This is a genomic window from Actinomadura rifamycini DSM 43936, assembly GCF_000425065.1.
GTDB lineage: Bacteria > Actinomycetota > Actinomycetes > Streptosporangiales > Streptosporangiaceae > Spirillospora > Spirillospora rifamycini.
The window spans coordinates 64593-85443 of the sequence record NZ_AULB01000011.1 but is presented as its reverse complement, the minus strand read 5'-3'; the positions used below and the strand labels follow the sequence as shown (position 1 = coordinate 85443).

The following is a 20851-nucleotide window of genomic DNA, read 5'->3' as shown; positions in this document are numbered from 1 at the left end:
GCCGCCGGAGACGTCGGTAAGGGTTTCTTCGGTGCGCAGGGGGCGCACCCTGGCCGACCGCGCCGACGAGCGTGGTCGTGCCGGCGCCGAACCCGCCCGCCACCAGGATCTTCGGCGTGTGCAGCGGGACGCCGTCCGGTTCGCCGGACGGGGCGCGCGGCGGGGCCTCGAAGGCGGGCGAGGTCACCGGCCCCGGCTCACACCCGCCCGCCGGGGCCGTCGTCGTCGGTCGGATCGTCGGGGTCGCCCGGTTCGTCCTCTTCGCGGCCGCGCATCCAGCCGGCCTGGAGGGACGCCATCAGCGCGCGGCCGGCCTCGGGATCCGGCTCGTCGTCGGCGGGCTCCCCCGCCGCTCCGGGCGCCCCCGCGCCCGCCGCGTGCCGCCCCTGCGGCCGTCCGCGCAGTTGCGGGGCCAGGTTCCGCTGCCGGACCCGCTTCGGCAGCAGCCCGGTCCGCTCGCTCGGCTCCGCCTCGCCCGGGACGGCGCCCCCGGGCGGCCGCTCCCCCGCGGGGGCTCCCAGCGGCGCCGCCTCCTGCCGGGGCGGCGCCTTTTGCCGGGGCGGTGACGCGGCGGCGGGGACGGGCGCGGCCGTGGCGGCGGGACGGTCCGGGCGGTCCAGCCGCCGCCCGGACCGGTGCGGCGCCTCCACGGGCGGCGGGCCCGCCGCCGGGACGTCCCCGGCTCCCGCGGCGAGCAGCTCGTTCGGCAGCAGCACGACCGCCGTCGTGCCCCCGTACGGGGACGGCTGCAGGACGACCTTGACGCCGTGCCGCGCGGCCAGCCGGGACACCACGAAGAGGCCGAGCCGGTCGGTGTCGTCGGCCAGGTCGAACTCGACCGCTTCGGCCAGCCGCCGGTTCAGCTCGGCCAGCTCGTCGGGGTGCAGGCCGACGCCGCGGTCGACCACCTCCACCGCCAGCCCGTTCGCGACCCGCTCGATCCTCACGGTCACCTCGGTGGCCGGCGGCGAGTACCCGGTGGCGTTCTCGATCAGCTCGGCCAGCAGGTGGATGACGTCGGCGACGACGGCGCCGCGGACCGCGCCCGACGACACGGCGGCCACCTCGACCCGCGTGTAGTCCTCGACCTCCGCGACGGCGGCGCGGGCCACGTCCTCGGCGTCCACCGGCTGGTCCCACGCCCGCACGGTCGGCGAACCGGACAGGATCACCAGGCCCTCGGCGTGCCGCCGCATGCGGGTGGTGAGGTGGTCGAGCCGGAACAGCTTCTCCAGCTCCTCCGGGCTGGACGCGCCGCGCTCCATCTCGTCGAGCAGCCGGAGCTGGCGCTGCAGCAGCGACTGGCTCCGCCACGACAGGCTGACGAAGACGCGGTTGATGTTCCGGCGCAGCTCCGCCTCCCCGACCGCGGTGCCGATCGCGGTGCGCTGCACGGCGTCGAACGCCTCGCCGACCAGCACGATCTCGGTGGTCCGCGCGGCGGCCGTCCGGGACGTCTCGGCCTCGACGTCGACCCGGTCGCCCCGGCGCAGCCGCGCGACGACGCTCGGCAGCCGCTCGTGCGCGAGCTGCTGGGCCGTCCGCTGCAGGTTCCGCAGCTCGTCGGCGATCCGGCGCGCGAACAGCAGGGACAGCGCCGCCGAGACGGCCACGGCGAGCAGCCCGAGCCCGCCGGCCAGGTAGAAGCGCAGCATGATCCGCTGCCCGGCGGGGTCGACCTCCTCGGTCTGCAGCGCCAGCCCCGCCTCCTCGGCCGCCTTCTGCCAGCCGGGCAGCGCCCCGTCGACGGCGGCGCGCCACTCGGCGGCGCGCGGGACCGCGCCCGCGCGGACCACGCCGTCCTCCAGCCCGCGGTAGCCGGTGTAGGCCGCGGAGCCGGCGAACTCCTGGACGAGCCGGGCGGGCTCGCCGTCGACGCCGGTGCGGGCGTTCTCGAACAGCAGCCGGCCCTCGGCCGCCCAGCCCGCGAACGCGGTGCGCTCGGCGCCGCCCATCCGCCCGTCCCCGGCGTGGACGGCCCGCAGGAGCGCGTCCTCGCGCAGCATGAAGTCCAGCGCCCAGTACGCCTGGAGCAGCGCGTTGCTGTGCTGGTAGATCGACACCTCGCCGATGCTCGCGAGCGCCGCGACCAGCCGCATGGCGTCGTCCACGACCGCGCTGTACCCGTCGATCACCTCCAGCGGGGTGATCGAGCCGGCCTCGATGCGGTCGCGCAGCTCCCGCAGGCCGTCGAACGAGCCGCTGATGGTTTGCAGCCGCCGGGGCAGCATCCCCTCGGACTCCCGCAGGTCGGGCGAGCGCGCCATCCTCTGGAAGGCGGCCACCGCCGCGTCGGTGGCCGCCACCCGGTCGCGGAACTCGCCCGCGCCCGCCGCGCCGTCCGCGAGGAGCCCGACCGCGGCCGACCGCTCGCCCTGCAGCGCCTGGGTCAGCAGCCCGGCGGGCTCGCCCGCCCGGTCGCGCACCGTGGCGAAGGTGAGCCGCTGCCGCGCGTCCGACAGCGTCGTCGTCGCGGCGAACGCCCACAGCGCCAGCAGCGACGCCAGGGGGACCGCGAGCAGCAGCGCGATGCGCCGCCGGATCGGCCGGGCGCGGGGCCGCGCCCGGGAACCGTGGGGGTGCGTCATTCGAGCCGGTCCTTCATGACCTTCCCGGTGGCGTTGAGCGGCAGCTCGTCGCGGAAGACGACGTGCTTCGGCACCTTGTAGCCGGCCATCCGCTCGCGGCTCCAGGCGACCAGCTCGTCCGCGGCGAGGTCGCCGCGGCGGACGACGAAGGCTTTGCCGACCTGCCCCATCCGCTCGTCGGGCACCCCGATCACGGCGGCCTGCGCGACCGCCGGATGCTCCAGCAGGAACCCCTCGATCTCGGCCGGGTAGGCGTTGAAGCCGCCGACGATGAACATGTCCTTCTTGCGGCCGACGATCCGCACGTACCCCCGGTCGTCGACCGTGCCGAGGTCGCCGGTGCGCAGCCAGCCGTCGGCGTCGATCGCCGCCGCGGTGGCCTCCGGGTCGTCGAAGTAGCCGCGCATGACGCTGTACCCGCGGACGAGCACCTCGCCGTCGTCGGCGATGCGCACCTCGACGCCGTCGCAGGGGGTGCCGACGGTCGTCGCGATGTCCTCGAACGAGTCGCCCGGCCGGGACGCGGTGGCCGTCCCCGCCTCGGTCAGCCCGTAGCCCGTCATGATCGACTGGAAGGGCAGTTCGCCGCGGACCCGGCGGATCAGCTCGACCGGGATGTCGGCGGCGCCCGTCACGGCGGCGCGCAGGGACGACAGGTCGCGGTCGCCCTTGGCCTCCAGCAGCGAGTGGTAGAGCGTGGGCGGGCCGGGCAGCATCGTCACCCGCTCGCGCTCGACCAGTTCGAGGACCCGGTCCACGTCGAACACCGGGACGGGCAGGATCGTCGCGCCGCGGATCAGCGACGCGATGCAGCCCGCCTTGTACCCGAACGTGTGGAAGAACGGGTTGACGATGAGGTAGCGGTCGCCTTCCCGCAGGTCGGCGAGGTCGCACCATTCGGCGTACAGCCGGAGCGTCTGCCCGTGGTCCATCATGACGCCCTTGGGCCGGCCGGTCGTGCCCGAGGTGTAGATGATGTCGGCGATGTCGTCGCGGCGGACGTCCTCCTCGAACGGCGACCCGCTCGCGAGGAAGTCCGACTTCAGGTCGATCACCGGCACGCCGTCCGGCGCCGTGTACTCCCGGCCGAGGAACCCCTGCTGGACGAGGACCGCCTTGGCGCCGCTCCGCCGGACGACGTCGGCGGCCTCCTCCGCCCGGAAGCGGGTGTTGACCGGGACCAGCACTCCGCCGGCGGTCACCAGGCCGAACGCCGCGATGATCCACTCGGCGGAGTTCGGCGCCCAGACCGCGACCCGGTCGCCCTTGCCGACGCCCTGCGCGCGGAACGCGCCCGCGGCCGTCCGGACGCGCTCCGCCAGCTCGGCGAACGTGAGCCGCAGCGGCCCGTCGACGACCGCCTCGGCGTCACCGAAGCGGTCGCCGGCACCGCGCACGAGCCGCGGGATGGTCTCCCACGCCATGGTCAGACCGACAGCAGGCGGGCGAGGTTGCCGCCCATGATCTTGGCCTGGTCGGCCTCCGACAGCCGGTCCTTGTCGAGCGCGTCGACGTAGGTGACCGGGTCGGCCAGGCCCTCGGGGTGGGGGTAGTCCGAGCCGAACAGCACCTTGTCGACGCCGATCAGGTCGGCGAGCTCGGCCATGTCCTCCTCCCAGAAGGGGCTGACGTGGACGTTGCGCTTGACGGCCTCGACCGGGTCCTCGGTGAACGCCTCCGGGGCCTTCTTGCGGACGTCGGCCAGGTTGTCCAGCAGCGGCTCCACCCAGGACGAGCCGTTCTCGATGACGGCGATCTTCAGCTCGGGGAACCGGGACAGCAGCCCGTGGCAGGCCATCGAGCCGACCGCGTCGGTGACCGGACGCCACTCGTTGAGCATCCGGAACGCGTTCGTCTTGAAGGGCAGCATCTCCGCGCCGTGGCCCTCCCAGTCGTTGGCGTACCGGCTGTAGCCGCTGTCGGACGAGTGCATGCCGACGAGCACGCCCTCCTCCTGCACCCGCTTCCAGAACGGGTCGAACTCCGGCAGGGCGAACGAGCGCGGCCCGCGGAAGCCGGGCACCGGCGCCGGACGGATCAGGACGGTCTTCGCGCCGCGCTCCAGGCACCAGTCCAGCTCCTCGATCGCCTTCTCGACGATCGGCAGGCTGATGACGGGCGTGGTGAAGATGCGGTCCTTGTAGTTGAACGACCAGGTCTCGTCCAGCCACCGGTTGAGCGAGTGGACGACCACGTGGATGAGCTCCGGGTCGTCGCGCATCCGCTCCTCGATGAGGCTGGCGAGCGTCGGGAACATCAGGGTGCGCTGGATGCCCAGTTCGTCCATGAGCTCCAGGCGCGGCGCCGGCTCGCGGAAGGCGGGGACGGAGCGCATCGGCTCCCCGAAGATCTCGCGCTTGCTCTTGCCCTCGGGGTTGCCGTTGCGGAAGTAGTCCTCCATCGCTCCCGGGCGCGCGACCACGTCGAACGTGGGGTTCGGGATGTAGTCGCTGATCTGGCCGCGGACGGCGATCTTGGTGCGGCCGCGCACGTCCACGTACTCGATGACGCCCTTGTAGGGCTCGGGGAGGTACTTGGTCAGCGCCTCCTTGGTCTCGTACAGGTGGTTGTCCGCGTCGAAGAGGGGATAGGGCAGCTCGCGAGACGGCATGAGAGATCCTCCTTTGCGATTGATGAGAATAGTATTCTCACTACTCATGGGTCGCAATGTCTCTGCGGAGAACGAACTTCTGGATCTTGCCGCTGGCGGTCCGCGGGAAGTCCGCGACCCCGCGCACCTCCTCCGGCCACTTCTGCCTGGCCAGCCCGGCCTTCTCCAGGTGCGCCCGGATCTCCTCCAGAGTCGGCGCGCGCTCCCCCGGACGCGGCCGGACGAACGCCGCGGCGTGCTCGCCGAGCCGCGCGTCGGGCGCGGAGACGACCGCGGCCTCGGCGACGCCCGGCATGCCGAGCAGCAGGTCCTCGATCTCGGGCGCGCTGATGTTCTCGCCGCCGCGGATGATGACGTCCGCCTTGCGGTCGGTGATCGTGAGGTAGCCGTCGGCGTCGAGCTCGCCGACGTCGCCCGTCCGGTACCAGCCCTCGTCGTCGAAGGCCGCCGCGGTGAGCTCCGGGTCGGTGTAGCCGACGCACAGGTCGGGCCCGCGGCTGAGGATCTCGCCGTCGGCGGCCAGCCGGATCTCCACGCCGGGCAGGGCGTCGCCGTCGGTGAACAGCCGCTTGGCCTCCGGCGCGGTGTGCCGGGACCCGGTGATCGACGGGTGCTCGGTGCTGCCGTAGGAGCGGAACACCGTGATGCCGAGGTCCGCGAGCCGGGTGGTGACCGCCGCCGGGACGGACGAGCCGCCGAGTCCGGCGTACCTCATGTGCGCGAGGTGGCCCGGCGTGAAGTCCGGGTGGTCGAGGAGGATCGTCACGAAGTACGTCGCGCCGCCCCCGACGGTCAGCCCGTCCTCCTTCATCAGCCGCAGCGCCTCACCGGGGTCCCACACGTCGGCGAGGTTGACCGGCGTGCCGTCCAGCACGGGGATCAGGACGGCGTTCACCATGCCGATGAAGTGGCCGACGGGCGCCGCGGTGAGCTGCCGCCCGCGGTCGGGCGGGTAGAGGTCGCCGGCGAGCTGGCGCGCCTCGCAGCCGAGCGTCCGGTGGCTGTGCACGACGCCCTTCGGGTCGCGCGTGGTGCCGGACGTGAAGGCGATCAGCGCGGGCGCGTCCGGGTCGGTGCCGCCCGCGGTCCCCGGCAGCGGGTCGGCCAGCGGCTCGGCGGCGAGCAGGTCGTCGAAGTCGCGGCCGACGACCCCGACGACCGGGACGTCCGCGCACAGGTCGTCCTGGAACTCCAGGCGCCCGAACCGCTCGGCCCCGACGAACACGCGCGGCCGGACGGAGTCGAGGATGTAGCCGACCTCCTTGCGGCCGTAGAAGTGCACGATCGGCACCACGGCGGCGCCGAGGAACGCCGACGCCCAGAAGACCGCGGCGGCCTCCATCCAGTTCGGGAGCTGGAAGGCGACCGCGTCGCCCGGTCCGACGCCGCGCGCGCGGAGCCCGCCCGCCAGCCGGCGGGCGACCAGCTCGACGTCGCGGAAGGTGCCCGACCAGGGCCGGACGGACGAGTGGATGCGGAACTCCGCGTCCGGCGCGGCGCGCAGTCCGCGCACCAGGAGGTCGCCGAGCGTGTCGCGGGTCCACCAGCCCGCGGCCTCGTAGTGCTCGACGAGCTCCTCGGGGACCGTGCGGGTCCGGAAGAGGTGGGCCAGGTCGGGGTGGGGCAGGTCGGGGCGGGGCGGGTTCTCAGGCATGGCGTCAGCTCCGGAATCTCGAACCGAGAATTGCACTCTCCCAGATTGAGAAGATAGATTCCATACATGGCACGAGACCATGGCTTCCATCCGGTCCGGATCACGCGGGTCGTCGAGGAGACGGCCGACGCGCGCACCTTCGTGCTCGACGCGCCGTGGCCGTACCGGGCAGGGCAGTTCGTCACGTTCCGGGCGTGCGGCGTCCTGCGCAGCTACTCGATGTCCAGCTCCCCCGACACCGACGGGGAGCTGATGACGACCGTGAAGCGGGTCCCGGGCGGGCTGGTGTCCAACTGGATGCTCGACAACCTGGCGGCGGGCGACGTCGTCGAGGTGACGCGCCCGGCCGGGGTCTTCTGCCTGCGGGAGACGTCCGCGCCGCTGGTCGCGTTCTGCGGGGGCAGCGGCGTCACACCGGTCCTCTCCCTGGTCAAGAGCGCGCTCGCGACGACCCGGCGGCGGGTCCGGGTGCTCCTCGCCAACCGCGACGCCGACGCGGTCATCTTCCGGTCCGCGCTCGCCGACCTGGCCGACCGGCACCCGGACCGGCTCGAGGTCCACCACCACCTGGACGTCCTGAACGGCTTCGCCACCGAGACGCAGCTCCGCAACTTCGTGAACACCGACACGCACGCCGACTTCTACGTGTGCGGCCCCGCGCCGTTCATGGACCTGGCGGAGCGCGCGCTCCGCGCCCACGGCGCGGGCGCCGACCAGATCTTCGTCGAGCGCTTCGGCTCGGCGGACGCGTCCCCGGCCGAGCAGGAGCCCGCGGCGGAGACCGCGGCGGAGCCCGCGGCGGAGACCTCGCGCGAGGAGCCCGCCGCCGGGGACGGGACGCCCGAGGACGAACCGCGCGAGGACGGGACGGTCACGATCGTCCTCAACGGCAAGAAGCACACCGTCCCGCAGCACCCGGGCGAGACGCTGCTGCAGAGCGCCCGCCGGGCGGGGCTCGCCCCGCCGTTCTCCTGCGAGGCCGGGAACTGCGCCACCTGCATCGCCCAGATCACCGCGGGCGAGGCGAAGATGCGGGTCAACAACGCCCTGGACGACGACGAGGTGGCCGAGGGCCTGATCCTCACCTGCCAGGGCGAGCCCGTGTCCGCCGACGTCACCGTCGTCTACGAGGACTGAGCCCGGACCCGGGCGGTTGGAGCACCCTGAATGGTCGATCTCGAACTGGACGAGGGGCTGGCGGTCATCACCATCGACCGCCCGGAGGCGCGCAACGCCATCGCCCCCGCCACCATGGACGAACTGGACGAGGCCATCGACGCGGCCGCGGGCGCGCGCGCCCTCGTCGTCCGCGGCGCCGGCGACCGCGTGTTCGTCTCGGGCGGCGACCTGAAGCAGCTCGCCGCGATCCGCACCGAGGCCGACGCGACCGCGATGGCGCTGCGGATGCGCGGCGTCTGCGACCGGCTCGCCGCGTTCCCCGCCCCCGTGATCGCCGCGCTGAACGGCCACGCGCTGGGCGGCGGCGCCGAATTCGCGGTCGCCGCCGACATCAGAATCGCGGCCGACGACATCACGATCGGTTTCACCCAGTCCACGCTGGCGATCATGCCTGCCTGGGGCGGTGCCGAACGGCTCGCCGCCCTGGTCGGCCGCGGCCGGGCCCTGCTGCTCGCCGGGACCGGGGAGACGCTCGGCGCGGCCGAGGCGGAACGCGCCGGCCTCGTGGACCGGGTCGTCCCGCGCGCGACGTTCGACCGCGACTGGCGCGCGCTGGCCCGGTCGCTCGCGCACGCCCCGGCCCGCGAGATCAAGCGGGTCTCCGCGGGCGTGGGCGCGGACGAGGCCGCGCGCGCGTTCGCGCGGCTGTGGGTGGCCGACGAGCACTGGCAGGCGGTGGAGAGGATGACGCGACGTGGCAGGTGACCGGCTGATCAACGGCCGTGCGGCGGACGGGCGCGCGGCCCACGACGGCGTACCCGACGACGGCGTACTGGACGACGGTGCGCTCGATGTCGGTGCACTCGACGACGGCGCGCTCGACGACGGCGCGCTCGGTGACGGCGTGCCCGACGACGGGGTGCCCGACGACGGCGGGGCGGGCGCCCCGCGGATCGAGGAGGGCCCCGCGGGGCCCGTCCTGCGTCCGCCGGGCCGCGCCGACAAGACCGTCCTCTACCTGCGCGGGGACCGGCCGCACCCGGCGGCGTCGGCGTCGGCGCTGGAGCCGTACGGACGCCTCGCGCTGCGGGCGAACGCCGCGGTGGTGCTCCCCCGCCACCGCGCCGAGTTCCCCGCCGCGCTCGACGACGTCCACCGCGCGTACGAGCGGGCGCGGGAGTCGGGCCCGGTGATGCTGGCCGGCGACCGGCTCGGCGGCGGGCTGGCCGCGGCGCTGCTGGTCCGGCTGCGCGACACGGGGGCCGCGCAGCCGGCCTGCGCGGTGCTCGTCTCGGCGCTGCTCGACCTCACGCTGGAGGCGCCGAGCCTGCTGCTCAACGCCGCCGCCGACCCGACGTTCGACCTGGACGCCCTGCGGGAGCGGGTGGCGCGGCACGCCGGGGACACCCCCCGCACCGACCCGCTGCTCAGCCCGCTGCACGCGAACCTGCACGGCTTCCCGCCGCTGCGGCTGCTCACCGCCGGGACCGACCCCCTGCTGGACGACTCGCTGTCGTTCGCCGCCCGCGCGGCCCGGTCCGGGGTGACGGTGGACCTGCGGGTGCTCCAGGACGCCGCGGACCTGCGGACCGCGTTCGTCCCGGCCGTGGCCGACTTCATGGACGTGTGGAGCCCGCGGACGGATCCGGCCGACCGGTCAGAAGGTGCGCGGGAGCGTGGTTGGCCCACCCGGAACCGGGCCAGTTGAACCAGCCCGCCGACGCGGACGTCCCGCCGTCGGGGTGCAGCGTGGCGCCGGTGACGTAGGCCGACAGGCCCGACGCCAGGAACACCACGCACCCCGACACGTCCGTGACCCGGCCCGCCCGGCCCATCGGGATGGCGGCGCGCAGGCCGGCCTCGGTCGACAGCGCCCCGTCCCCGTGGGTGAAGCGGGCCATGTTCGGCGTCGGCGTGAAGTCGGGGGCGACGTTGTTGACGCGGATGCCGTCGGGGGCGAGCTCGACGGCGAGCGTCCGCGCGAACTGCTCCACGGCCGCCTTGGCCGCCGCGTAGACGGCGAAGCCGGGCGCCGCGCGGTGCGCCTCGATCGTCGTCATGTTCACGATGCTGCCGCCGCGCCCGCCCGCCCGCATCCGCGGGATCGCGAGCGAGCAGGCGTCCAGCACGTGCAGCAGGTTGGCGCGCAGCAGCGCGTCCCAGCCCTTCGCGTTCGTGTCGGTGAACGGGGCGCGGAACGTCCCGCCCGCGACGTTGACGAGGGTGTCGAGCCGCCCCCACCGCTCGTCGGCGGCGGCGAACAGCCTCTCCAGCGCCGCGTGGTCGCGGGCGTCGCCGTGGTGGACGACCGCGTCGCGGCCCCGGTCCGCGAGCGCGGCGCGCAGCCGGTCCGCCGCTTCCGCGTCGCTGTCGAGCACGGCCGGGCGGACGCCGTTGGCCGCGAGGTCGTCGACGATCGCCTCCCCGAGCCCGCCCGCCCCGCCGGTGACCACGGCGACGGTGCCGTCCAGTCCCGCGCGGTCCTCGAACCACCCCGGGGCCGTCACCGGCCCGCCGCCAGGTACGTCGCGCCGAACGCCTCGAGCCAGTCGAGGGTGGCCCGCGCGGTGCCCGTCCGGCTCGACACCAGCAGCCAGGTGACGCCCGCCTTCTCGATCTCGGCGAACGCCTCCCGGTGCCGGTCCGCGTCGGCGTCCGGCGCCGCGAGGCCCGCGCCCTGGTAGGAGTGGAGGACGTCGATGGGTTCGTCGCGTCCGGCTTCGGCCGCGGCCGCGCGCAGTTCGGCGGCGGCGCCGGCCAGTTCGCCGAGCGTGCCGAGCGCGGGAGTGCGGGCGGTCGCGCCGAGTCGCGCGCCGCCGGACAGCGGCATCCAGCCCTGGGCGCGCAGCGCGGCCCGGCGGCGGCTCAGCTTGGAGTTGCCGCCGATCCAGATCGGGATCGGGTCCTGGACGGGGCGCGGCCGCGCGACCACGTCGCGCGCGCTGAAGTGCCGGCCCTCGTAGGAGAACGGCTCGCCGCTCCAGTGCATCGGGAGCACGTCGAGGGCCTCGTCGAACAGGGCGTTGCGCTCGTCCATGCCGACGCCGAGCGCATGGAACTCGCTCTTCTGGTAGCCGGCGCCGAGCCCGAGGATCAGCCGCCCGTCCGACAGCTTGTCGAGCGTCGCGGCGGCCTTGGCGAGCAGGAACGGGTTGCGGTAGGGCGCGACCGCCAGGTGGGTGAGCAGCCGCAGCCGGACGGTCGCCGCGGCGACGTGCCCGAGCGCGACGAACGGGTCGAGCGTCTGGTGCCCGCCCGCGTGCAGCCAGCGGGCGCCCGGCACCGGATGCTCGCTGAGGGAGAACCCGTCGAACCCGGCCTTCTCCGCCGCCGCCGCCACCTTGTGGAGCGGCCCGGCGTCCAGGACGTCGCCGTCGGGTCCGTTCGCCTCCGGGTAGTGAAAGACGAAGCGCATTCTCTGTCTCCTCACACGGCCGCCGGCGCGGTCCCGCGCGTCCCGTCCCGGCGGGGAACGGTGCGCGCGACCGGCCGGCGGCCGACGGCGGCGGTCAGGACTTCGCGGCGGCGGCCGCGGCCGCGCGGGCCCGGCTGCGGTAACCCTCCAGCTTCTCGGCCGGGTCGATGACCCGCTTGCTGCGCGACCGGATCGACACGTCGTGGTCGGCGGCCGCGGCGCGCAGCGCCCCGACCATCGCCCGCTCCTTCGGGACGTGCGCGAACGGGTCGAACGAGTACCAGCGCATGGCGTTCTCGTACGTCATCTTGTTGATGTCGTCGTCGGGCACCTGGCAGTCGGTCAGGACCTTGTGGAGCTCCTCGGGCGCGTCCGGCCACATCGAGTCGCTGTGGGGGTAGTCGGCCTCCCAGCAGATGTTGTCGATGCCGATGTCGTGCCGCAGCCGCACGCCGAGCGGGTCGCTGATGAAGCAGGTCAGGAAGTGCTCGCGGAACACCTCGCTGGGGAGCTTGCCGCCGAAGTCCTGGAGGGTCCAGGTGGCGTGCATCTCGAACGTCCGGTCGACCCGCTCCATGAAGTAGGGGATCCAGCCGGTGCCGCCCTCCGACAGCGCGATGCGGATGCCGGGGAACTCCTTGATCACGCGGGACCAGAGGAGGTCGGCGGCGGCCTGCACGATGTTCATCGGCTGCAGCGTGATCATCACGTCCGGCGGCGAGTCCACCGCGGGGATCGACAGCCGCCCGGACGAGCCGATGTGCACGTTCAGGACCGTGCCGGTGTCGACGAGCGCCCGCCACAGCGGGTCCCAGTGGTCGCTGTGGAAGCTCGGGTACCCCATCGCCGCCGGGTTCTCGCTGAACGTCAGCGAGCGGCAGCCCTTCTCGGCGACCCGCCGCACCTCGGCCGCGCACGCCTCCGGGTCCCAGATGACCGGCAGCGCCATCGGGATGAAGCGGCCCGGGTGGGCGGCGCACCACTCGTCGATGTGCCAGTCGTTGTACGCGCGCACCAGCGACAGCGAGAAGTCGGCGTCCTCGGTGGCGAACAGCCGCGCCGCGAACCCCGGGAACGACGGGAAGTTCATCGACGCGAGGATGCCGCCCGCGTTCATGTCCTTGACGCGCTCGTCCACGTCGTAGCAGCCGGGCCGGATCTCGTCGAGGCCCTGGGGTTCGAGGCCGTACTCCTCCTTGGGACGGCCCGCCACCGCGTTCAGCGCCGCGTTCGGGATCACCGTGTCGCGGAACTTCCACACGTCCGTGCCGTCCTCCCGGTGGACGAGCTGCGGCGCGTCCTTCCTGTACTTCTCCGGCAGGTGGTTCACGAACATGTCGGGCGGTTCGATGATGTGGTCGTCCACGCTGATCAGGATCAGATCGTCTTTCTTCACGGGGAGCGCTCCGTTCAGTCGTTGTCTTCTCGGGTCCGGTCGGCCGGCTCCGTCCCGCCCGGCCGCGCCTCCGCCGGTCCCGCCTCGACCGACAGGGTGAGGCGGGCGAACCAGAAGCGGAGGACGTTGGCGAGCGTGTACCGCAGGTAGAGGGCGCTGCCGACGATGCAGCCGCAGACGCCCGCGATCCCCGCGGCCTGCGCGTCCCGCTGGGCGAGCGCGTCGGTGGTGCCCCGGGACAGGAAGTAGGACGCGACGCCCGCCGCCAGCCCCGCCGCCATGAGGGCGACGCCGACCCGCAGCCAGAGCAGGGCCCGTCCCGCCGACGGGTCGGGGATCCTCATCTCGGCGAGCTGGCGGACGAACCGGTCCGCGCGGGTCTCCCCCGCCTCCGTCCGCCCGGCCGGCCCGGTCGCCTCCGCCGCGGGGGCCGCGGCCGTCGTGGATGTCTCGGTCATGTCGCACTTCCCAGGTAGAGGGCCGAGAGGTCGGCCAGGAGTTCGTCGCCGGGGGCGTCCACGCGCTCGATGCGGCCGTTCACCATCACCGCGGCCAGGTCGCAGATCCGCATCACGGTGCTGGCGAACTGCTCGACGACCAGGACGGCGACGCCGGTCCGCGCGATCTCGACGACCAGTTCGTACAGTTCGGCGACCACCAGCGGCGCGAGGCCCATGGACAGCTCGTCGATCAGCAGGACGGCCGGGTCGGTGGCCAGCCCGCGCGCCAGCGCGAGCATCTGCTGCTCGCCGCCGGACATCGTCCCCGCGGTCTGCCGCCGCCGCTCGGCCAGCTTCGGGAACCGGGTGTAGGCGGTCTCCTCCACCGCGGCGCGGTCCGCGCCGGTGAAGGTCATCATCCGCAGGTTCTCCCGCACGGTGAGGTTCGGGAAGATTCCCCGCCCCTCCGGGATGAGGCAGACGCCGCGCCGCGCCAGCTCCACCGGGTCGGCGCCCGCGACGGCCCGGCCGCCGACGCGGACGTCGCCGCGGTCGGCCAGGTGGAGTCCCGCCGCGACGTTCAGGGTCGTGGTCTTGCCGGCGCCGTTCGGGCCGAGCAGCGCCACGATCCGCCCCACGCCCACGGCCAGGTCCACGCCGTGCAGCACCGAGATGCGGCCGTAGGACGCGTGGACGCCCGACAGTTCGAGCAGGTTCGCGTGCGCGCGCGGATCGGTGGTCGGGTCGGGGGCCGGGTTCGGCGCGGGTGCGGTCATGACGGGGCTCCCAGGTACGCGTCGAGCACGGCCGCGTCGGCGCGGATCCGGTCGGGCGGGCCGCTGGCGATGAGCCTGCCGAGGTCGAGGACGTGCACGGTGTCGCACGCCTCCATCACCAGCCGCATGTCGTGCTCGACGAGGACGACCGCGAGGCCGTCCGCCGCGAGTTCGCGCAGCAGTTCGCCGAACCGCCCGGTCTCGTGCTCGTCCTGCCCGGAGGCGGGCTCGTCGAGCAGCAGGGCCTTGGGCCGGACGGCGAGCGCCCGGCCCAGTTCGACGAGGCGGGCCCGGCCGGTCGGGACCGAGTCGGCGCGGACGTCGGCGATGTCCGCCAGTCCGAGCCGGTCGAGGATCCCGTCGGCGGGCAGGCCGTCGCGGTGGAACTCGGCGGCGACCCGCAGGTTGTCCCGCACGGTCAGGTGGCCGAAGATCTCCAGCCGCTGGAAGGTGCGGCCGAGGCCGCGGCGGGCCCGCGCCGCCGGGCCGAGCCGCGTGACGTTCCGCCCGTCCAGCAGGACCCGTCCCGACCTCGGCCTGACCAGCCCGGAGACCACGTTGAACAGCGTGGTCTTCCCGGCGCCGTTGGGTCCGATCAGGCCGGTGACCCGGCCGGCCTCCGCGGTGATGTCGACCTCCGCCAGGGCGACGTTGCCGCCGAACCGGACGGTCACCGCGCTAGCTTCGAGCAAGGCCATCGAGCACCTCCTCCCGGTCCGCGGGCAGCCAGGGCCGCCGCACGCCGCGCCATTCCAGCGGGACGTCCGCCGCGCTCTCCGGCGCCCGCGGCCTGGCCAGTCCGCGCAGCGCGAGCGCCGCGGCGACCGTCCCGAACGTGAGCACCCAGCCGTTGACGACGTCCAGGAGGCGCAGCCCCCACAGCGCGCCGACGGCCGCGGCGAGCGGGACCCAGAACCGGCGCAGCGGGTCCCACGACTCCCGGAAGTGCGGGACGACGCCCTCGGGGTGGCGGCCCATGCCGATCCCCGCGAGCCCGACCAGCAGCGACGACACGTGGTGCGCGCCGGGCCACAGGGCGGTGATCGCGTGCATGATCCCGGCGAGGTTCACGCCGGTGAAGACCCCGGACCCGACCGCCGCCATCCCGCCGATGACCACCAGCAGGAAGATCGGCAGGCCGGTGACGAGGGTGAAGTGGTCCGGGGTGATGGACCGCGCCTGCATGCCGAACAGCGCGCCGCCGAGCCCCGCGATCCCCGCCGACAGCGCGAACACCGCGACCTTGGTGACCAGCAGCCGGCCGCCCAGGGTGGCGCAGGCGGCCTCGCTGTCGCGCATCGCGATGAGCCGCCGCCCGAAGAAGCCGCGCCGCAGCACCACGACCAGCAGGCACAGCACCGCGAGCACCGCCGCCGCGAACATCATCTGGACGCGCTGCCCGGCGAAGACCGGCGTCACCTCGGCGCTGCCGCCGCTGAACAGCCAGTCCACCGGCATCGTGAAGATCCAGCCGTCCAGGATCAGCGCGAACGCCGCGGTCGCGAGCGCCAGGTAGATGCCCGACAGCCGCAGCGCGGGGATCGCGATCACCGCGCCGACGACCGCCGTGACCGCCACCACGGCGAGCAGCGCGAGGGGGTTGCCGCTCGCGCCGACGCCCGCCCAGACGACCGCGCCGATTCCGGCCAGGCTGAGCTGGGCGAGCGAGATCTGCCCGGAGAAGCCGGTCAGCACGACGATGGACAGGCCGATGATCGACATCGGGAAGATCTGCCCGTAGGTGATGACGTCGGGGTCGCTGAGCGTCGTGGCGAGGATCGCCGCGAACACCATCAGGCACGCGCCGAACACCAGCGTCCCCCGGATCGTCGGGGCGGGCAGCGACCGGGTGATGCGGACGCTGCCCCGCACCCGCGGGTTCGGGAACAGCAGCAGGACGACGAACAGCAGCAGCGCGGGCGCCGCGATCCGCAGCCCCGGGAGGTACTCGTTCTGCGGGAGGTACCCGGTGAGGTAGCTCTCGGTGCAGCCGACCACCAGGGCGCCGGCGAACGCCATCGGCAGGCTGCGCAGCCGGCCGAAGATCGCCGCGGCGTACGCGCTGACGATGAGCAGGGACAGGTTGGCGGCGTCGAGGGGGATGCTGGGCGCGATGAGGATGCCGCCGAGGGCGGCGAGCACCGTGCCGAGCACCCACGCCGCCCGCGCGGCGACGACGGGGTCGCCGCCGTTGAGCCGGGCGAGCGACGGGTCGTCGACCGTCGCGCGCATCCCGACGCCGAGGCGCGAGCCGTACAGGAAGGCGTACAGCCCGAGCGCCACGGCGGCGGCGACCAGCAGCGTGACGAGCTGGTGCCACGTCATCGTCGCCGGTCCGAGCCGGATCGCCTCCCGGTCCGCGAAGAACGGCGAGAGCGGACGGGCGACGTTCGGGTCCCAGATCCACTGCGCCATCGCGATCAGCCCGGTGAGCAGGGCGATCGTCACGACCAGCCGCTCGACCTCGCCCACGCCCTGGACCGGACGCATGATCAGCCGCTCGATGAGCAGGCCGAACAGCGGGGCGAGGACGAGCAGCACCAGGGCGAGCGCGATCGGGACGGGCAGGCCCCACCCCCCGGTCAGCTGCCAGTAGGCGAACGCCGCCATCATCCCCGCCGCGCCGTGGGCGAAGTTGAAGATGCCGGTGGTCGTGTAGGTCAGGACCAGGCCGCTGCTGATGACGGCGTAGATGCCGCCGGTGCTGAGACCGACGATCCCGAAGGTGAGGAACTTGTCCATGGTCGCCGCCGGCCCCTACTGCAGATCCGCCATGCTCTTGCCGACGTCCTCGAGCTTCAGCGGTGCCGGGTAGTCGCCCGTGTACCGGTGCTCGACCTCCTCGCACCGGTAGGCGCCGTCGTCGGGCCGGAAGTCGGCGGGCTCCCAGCCGTCGGGCGTCGCCTGCACGGCGTTCCAGCACCGGGGCGGCGAGGCGGGGTCGGACAGGTCCAGCGGCGCCCGCAGGCCGCCCGCCGTCCACTCGGTCTCCTTCTCGGCGTTCTCCAGGACGCACTTGCGGGTCAGCTCGTCGCACGCGCCGGCCGACTTGGCGAACAGCAGCCAGGCGGAGAAGGACCGCAGGACCGGCAGGTTGACCTCCGCGTCGGGCGCGTACCGCTCGAACATGTCGAGGACCTGCCGCGTCGCCGGGTTGTCGTCCGCCTTCTCCAGCGGGTGCATGCCGCTGAGGTCGGCGTAGGAGGGCTGGCTCTCCAGGGCCGCGCCCGCCAGCTTCACGAACTGGGGGCCGTAGGCGTTGTTGGTGGTGTCGATCCAGTCGAGCTCATGGCCGATGTTGGTGAGCGACTGGAGCAGCTTGGCCAGCTGGTTCCAGTCGCCGAGGAACATCAGGGCCTTGACGTCCTTGTCCTTCATGGCCTGGGCGTACGGCGTCCAGTCGGACACCCCGCGCGCCGGGTACAGCCCGGTGTAGGCGACCTTGCCGCCGAGTCCCTCGATCGTCTCCGAGTGCTGGGCGACCATGATCTTGGTGACCGGCGAGTCGCCGGCGATGACGCCCACGGCGTCCTTCGACGACGGGTGCTTCTCCTTGAGCAGCCAGTTGTAGAAGCCGGCGTAGTCGTTGTAGCCGAGCGACGCGCCGTTCGCCATCGCCTGGAGGTCGGCGCCGCGCGCCTGCACCTGGCTCGACTGGGCGGGGAACTCGGGCAGCAGGCACGTCAGGCGGGTCTCGACGCCCTGGCCGTCCAGCGCCGCGGAGCCGCCGACGACCGCGAAGTCGTCCGCGCACGCCTCGGTCATCCGCTGCCGGACCTCCATCAGCTTGGCGTCGCGGACGACGGGGACGAGCTTGCGCCCGTTGACGCCGCCGGCCGCGTTGCACCACTCGGTGAACACCTTGGCGGCGTCCACCATGTCGGGCTTCTTGGTGAAGCCGACGTCGGTGAAGACGCCGACCTTGATCTCGCCGTCGGTGACGCCCCGGGCGTCGGACGGCTTCGCCTCGCCGGGCCCGCACACGTCCTTGAGCGTGCCGAAGTCGGTCTTCGGGACGGCGGCGGACGTGCCGCCGCCGTCCCGTGTCCCGCCCTCGTCGTCCGCCGCGGTGGTGCCGCCGCGGGCGGCGCACCCCGTCAGCGCGACGAGCAGCAGGCCGATGATCAAGGGTCTCAACGTTCCTCCTCGGAGCCGAACCCCCGGATGCGATGGTCAGGTGACCGCGCCCGCCGCCTTCAGGGCGAGGATGCGGTCCCAGTCGAGACCGAGTTCCATGAGGATCTCCTCGGTCTGCGCGGCGAATTCGGGAGCGGGGCCGAGCCGCGGAGCGGTGACGTCGAACTGCACCGGGTTGGCGACGAGTTCGAGCTCACCGGCCCGCACGAGGTACTCGTTGTCGCGGATCTGCGCGTCGTCGCCCACCTGCAGGGAGTCCTGCACGGGGGCCCAGGGCCCCGCGAGGGTGGCGAAACGCTCGGTCCATTCGCCCAGCGTGCGGGAGGCGAGAACCTCCCGCAGCGCCTCGACGGCCGCCGGCGTGTTCGCGGCGATCAGCTCCGCGGTGGCGAAGCGGGGATCGTCGGCCAGGTCGGGGCGGTCGATGTGCCGGCACACGTCGGCCCAGAAGCGGGCCGGCTGCAGCATGACGAAGGCCAGGTGGCGGCCGTCGGCGGTGCGGTACAGGCCGGACAGCGGGTTCGTGGGCGAGCCGTGGGCGCCGGTCGGGGGCGCCTCCAGCGGCTTGCCGAGGTGCTGGGACAGCGCGACGCCGTGGCCCATGGCCCACAGGCCGCTGCCCAGCAGGGAGACGTCCACGACGGGCGCCTCGCCCGTCCGCTCGCGGCGGAACAGCGCCGCGGCGATGCCCCCGGCGAGGTTGGTGCCGGAGACGGTGTCCCCGTAGGCGGGTGCGGGCGGGGGGATCATGCCCTCCACGCCGGGCGGGGTGATGCTGGCGGCGGTGGCGGCCCGCGCCCAGAAGGCGGTCATGTCGTAGCCGCCCTTCTCGGCCTCCCGGCCGCGCGGCCCGAGGGCGCTGCCCCGGGCGTAGACGGCGCGCGGGTTGACGGCGCGGACGTCGTCCACGTCGATGCCGAGCTTGCGGCGCGCCGCGGGCAGGAAGCTGGTCAGGAAGACGTCCGCGCGGCGGATCAGCTCGTGCAGGACCTCCTTGCCCTCGGGGTTGGCCATGTCGAGGCCGAGGCTGCGCTTGCCGCGGTTGGCGTGCTCGATGTTGGGGTTCGGGTCGCCTTCGACCTTCATCGTGCCGGTCTGCCGGAGCCCGCGCTGCGGGTCGCCGTTGACCGCGTGCTCGATCTTGACGACCTCCGCGCCCCAGTCGGCGAGCACCGCGCCCGCCGACGGGACGAACCCGTACATCGCGACCTCGACGACGCGGACGCCGTCCAGCGGCGCGCTCACGACGCCGCCACGGCGAACGTCTTGCGCTCCATGAACTCCTCGAGCCCGGCGACGCCCATCTCGCGGCCGATCCCGGACTGCTTGTAGCCGCCGAACGGCGCGTCGGGCGCGAAGTAGTTGCCGCCGTTGATGCTGAACGTCCCGCTGCGGACGCGGCGCGCGACCGCGATCGCGCGGTCCTCGTCGGCGCTCTGGACCCCGCCGGACAGCCCGTAGATGGAGTCGTTGGCGATGCGGACGGCGTCGTCGTCGCCGTCGTAGGGGATCACGACGAGGACGGGTCCGAAGATCTCCTCCTGCGCGATCTCGCTGGCCGGGTCGACGCCGGCGAGCAGCGTCGGCGTGTAGAAGAAGCCCGGGTCGACCCGCTCGCCGCCGGTGACGAGCTTCGCGCCCGCCTCGACGGCGCGCTTGACCATGCCGTCGACCTTGTCGCGCTGGGCCTCGCTGATGAGCGGGCCCATGTAGGTCTTGGGGTCGCCGGGGTCGCCGTACGCGACCCGCCCGAGGTTGGCCGCGACCTTCTCGACGATCTCGTCGTGCCGGTCGCGCGGCACCAGGAGGCGGCTGGTGAGGGCGCAGCCCTGCCCGGCGTGCGAGCAGATCATGAAGGCCGAGAACATGGCCGCGGTGTCGAAGTCGGCGTCGTCGAGCAGGATCATCGCGGACTTGCCGCCGAGTTCGAGGAAGACGCGCTTCACGGTGCGGCTCGCGGCCTCCATGACCCGGCGGCCGGTGGCGGTCGAGCCGGTGAAGGTGACGACGTCCACGTCCGGGCTGGCGGTGAGCACCTCGCCGACCGCGGCGTCGGAGGAGCTGAGGACGTTGACGACCCCGGGCGGGATGTCGGTGTGCTCGGCGATCAGCTCGCCGAGCGCCAGCGTGACGAGCGGCGTGTCCGGCGCGGCCTTGAGCACCACCGTGCAGCCGGCGGCGAGGGACGGCGCCAGCTTCGCGAACCCGATCTGGTTCGGGTAGTTGTACGGGATGATCGCGGCGACGACGCCGGCGGCCTCCTTCTCCACCCAGCGCCGGTGCCGCTGCCCGCGGGACTCGAGGTCGGGGAGCTCCTCGGTCAGCGGGTACTCGCGCAGCAGGTCGGCGTAGTAGCGGAACATCTCGATCGGCACGTCGAGCTGGTTGGCGTGGGTGAGCATGCGCGGCGCGCCGACCTCGGTGATCGTCAGTTCCCGCAGCTCCTCCCGGTGCTCGAGCAGCGCCGTGTGGAGCTGGTCGAGGCACCGGATGCGCAACTCCCGGTCGGTCGCCCAGTCCGTGGCGTCGAACGCGCGCCGCGCGGCCGCGACGGCCCGCTCGGCGTCGGCGGCCGTGGCGTCCGGGGCCCGGTCGAACTCCTCGCCGGTCGCGGGATTGACCGAGGGATAGGTCCGTTCGGTCTCGACGAGCCTTCCGTCGATGAGCAGGTTCTTCACCCTCGCCCCGCCTCCTGAAGTCGCATCCTGCCTCCTT

17 protein-coding genes are annotated in these 20851 nt (G+C 73.8%); 3 read left to right on the top strand and 14 right to left on the bottom strand.

The annotated features are described in order from the left end of the window. Window positions 1-197: 197 nt before the first annotated feature. The 4 genes from H505_RS41145 to H505_RS0110705 are packed head-to-tail and all read right to left on the bottom strand — an operon-like array spanning window position 198 to window position 6853. Window positions 198-2588: a sensor histidine kinase gene (locus H505_RS41145; protein ID WP_034517528.1), complete on the bottom strand. Its 2391-nt coding sequence runs from the start codon at window positions 2586-2588 to the stop codon at window positions 198-200. Continuing rightward, window positions 2585-4012: a FadD3 family acyl-CoA ligase gene (locus H505_RS0110715; protein WP_026401975.1), complete on the bottom strand. Its 1428-nt coding sequence runs from the start codon at window positions 4010-4012 to the stop codon at window positions 2585-2587. Before H505_RS0110715 ends, H505_RS41145 begins: the two co-directional genes overlap by 4 nt. A gap of 2 nt (window positions 4013-4014) precedes the next feature. Then, window positions 4015-5199 (bottom strand): amidohydrolase family protein, encoded by a 1185-nt coding sequence (locus H505_RS0110710; protein WP_026401974.1) that lies wholly within the window; start codon window positions 5197-5199, stop codon window positions 4015-4017. Between the two features lie 40 nt (window positions 5200-5239). Beyond that, window positions 5240-6853 (bottom strand): AMP-binding protein, encoded by a 1614-nt coding sequence (locus tag H505_RS0110705; protein ID WP_084550094.1) that lies wholly within the window; start codon window positions 6851-6853, stop codon window positions 5240-5242. 66 nt (window positions 6854-6919) lie between these two features. Between H505_RS0110705 and H505_RS0110700 the strand changes: the two genes are divergently transcribed. Genes H505_RS0110700 through H505_RS48840 form a run of 3 tightly spaced genes read left to right on the top strand, consistent with a single transcriptional unit; the run spans window position 6920 to window position 9680 of the window. Next, complete coding sequence (locus H505_RS0110700; protein ID WP_026401972.1) at window positions 6920-7990, top strand: ferredoxin--NADP reductase; 1071 nt, start codon at window positions 6920-6922, stop codon at window positions 7988-7990. 30 nt (window positions 7991-8020) lie between these two features. Further along, complete coding sequence (locus tag H505_RS0110695) at window positions 8021-8737, top strand: enoyl-CoA hydratase/isomerase family protein (protein ID WP_026401971.1); 717 nt, start codon at window positions 8021-8023, stop codon at window positions 8735-8737. Beyond that, a complete protein-coding gene (locus H505_RS48840) occupies window positions 8727-9680 on the top strand; it encodes an alpha/beta hydrolase fold domain-containing protein (RefSeq protein WP_245592484.1) in 954 nt (317 codons plus the stop codon). Before H505_RS0110695 ends, H505_RS48840 begins: the two co-directional genes overlap by 11 nt. On the opposite strand, the gene H505_RS0110685 is transcribed toward H505_RS48840, so the two are convergent. From H505_RS0110685 to H505_RS0110640, 10 genes are all read right to left on the bottom strand, one after another. Next, entirely contained in the window at window positions 9589-10479 is an 891-nt protein-coding gene (locus H505_RS0110685) for an SDR family NAD(P)-dependent oxidoreductase (protein ID WP_026401969.1), read from the bottom strand. The genes H505_RS48840 and H505_RS0110685 overlap by 92 nt on opposite strands. Further along, window positions 10476-11387: an LLM class F420-dependent oxidoreductase gene (locus H505_RS0110680; RefSeq protein WP_026401968.1), complete on the bottom strand. Its 912-nt coding sequence runs from the start codon at window positions 11385-11387 to the stop codon at window positions 10476-10478. Before H505_RS0110680 ends, H505_RS0110685 begins: the two co-directional genes overlap by 4 nt. A 94-nt stretch (window positions 11388-11481) precedes the next feature. Next, a complete protein-coding gene (locus H505_RS0110675; RefSeq protein ID WP_026401967.1) occupies window positions 11482-12783 on the bottom strand; it encodes an amidohydrolase family protein in 1302 nt (433 codons plus the stop codon). Window positions 12784-12797: 14 nt separating this feature from the next. Then, the gene (locus H505_RS50975) at window positions 12798-13241 is read right to left on the bottom strand and encodes a hypothetical protein (protein ID WP_211238447.1); all 444 of its coding nucleotides are present in this window, start codon (window positions 13239-13241) and stop codon (window positions 12798-12800) included. Next, a complete protein-coding gene (locus tag H505_RS0110665) occupies window positions 13238-13999 on the bottom strand; it encodes an ABC transporter ATP-binding protein (RefSeq protein ID WP_084550092.1) in 762 nt (253 codons plus the stop codon). Before H505_RS0110665 ends, H505_RS50975 begins: the two co-directional genes overlap by 4 nt. Beyond that, window positions 13996-14697 carry an ABC transporter ATP-binding protein gene (locus H505_RS0110660; protein WP_026401965.1) on the bottom strand — a complete coding sequence of 234 codons (702 nt, stop codon included), beginning with the start codon at window positions 14695-14697 and terminating at the stop codon, window positions 13996-13998. The genes H505_RS0110665 and H505_RS0110660 overlap by 4 nt, the downstream gene beginning before the upstream one ends. Then, entirely contained in the window at window positions 14678-16741 is a 2064-nt protein-coding gene (locus H505_RS0110655; protein WP_026401964.1) for an ABC transporter permease subunit, read from the bottom strand. The genes H505_RS0110660 and H505_RS0110655 overlap by 20 nt, the downstream gene beginning before the upstream one ends. Before the next feature lie 15 nt (window positions 16742-16756). Further along, a complete protein-coding gene (locus tag H505_RS0110650; RefSeq protein WP_211238446.1) occupies window positions 16757-18136 on the bottom strand; it encodes an ABC transporter substrate-binding protein in 1380 nt (459 codons plus the stop codon). A 36-nt stretch (window positions 18137-18172) separates the two neighbouring features. Beyond that, window positions 18173-19381, bottom strand: coding sequence for a CaiB/BaiF CoA transferase family protein (locus H505_RS0110645; protein WP_026401962.1), 1209 nt, complete (start codon window positions 19379-19381; stop codon window positions 18173-18175). Further along, on the bottom strand, window positions 19378-20814 hold the full coding sequence (locus H505_RS0110640) for an aldehyde dehydrogenase family protein (RefSeq protein WP_034517526.1): 1437 nt from the start codon (window positions 20812-20814) through the stop codon (window positions 19378-19380). The genes H505_RS0110645 and H505_RS0110640 overlap by 4 nt, the downstream gene beginning before the upstream one ends. Window positions 20815-20851: the final 37 nt, after the last annotated feature.

Coding starts and splice junctions, on each gene's coding strand:
- H505_RS50975 (WP_211238447.1), bottom strand. CDS start 13,241: ATGACCGAGACATCCACGACGGCCGCGGCCCCCGCGGCGGAGGCGACC.
- H505_RS0110700 (WP_026401972.1), top strand. CDS start 6,920: ATGGCACGAGACCATGGCTTCCATCCGGTCCGGATCACGCGGGTCGTC.
- H505_RS0110660 (WP_026401965.1), bottom strand. CDS start 14,697: ATGGCCTTGCTCGAAGCTAGCGCGGTGACCGTCCGGTTCGGCGGCAAC.
- H505_RS41145 (WP_034517528.1), bottom strand. CDS start 2,588: ATGACGCACCCCCACGGTTCCCGGGCGCGGCCCCGCGCCCGGCCGATC.
- H505_RS0110680 (WP_026401968.1), bottom strand. CDS start 11,387: ATGCGCTTCGTCTTTCACTACCCGGAGGCGAACGGACCCGACGGCGAC.
- H505_RS0110710 (WP_026401974.1), bottom strand. CDS start 5,199: ATGCCGTCTCGCGAGCTGCCCTATCCCCTCTTCGACGCGGACAACCAC.
- H505_RS0110705 (WP_084550094.1), bottom strand. CDS start 6,853: ATGCCTGAGAACCCGCCCCGCCCCGACCTGCCCCACCCCGACCTGGCC.
- H505_RS0110715 (WP_026401975.1), bottom strand. CDS start 4,012: ATGGCGTGGGAGACCATCCCGCGGCTCGTGCGCGGTGCCGGCGACCGC.
- H505_RS0110695 (WP_026401971.1), top strand. CDS start 8,021: ATGGTCGATCTCGAACTGGACGAGGGGCTGGCGGTCATCACCATCGAC.
- H505_RS0110655 (WP_026401964.1), bottom strand. CDS start 16,741: ATGGACAAGTTCCTCACCTTCGGGATCGTCGGTCTCAGCACCGGCGGC.
- H505_RS0110665 (WP_084550092.1), bottom strand. CDS start 13,999: ATGACCGCACCCGCGCCGAACCCGGCCCCCGACCCGACCACCGATCCG.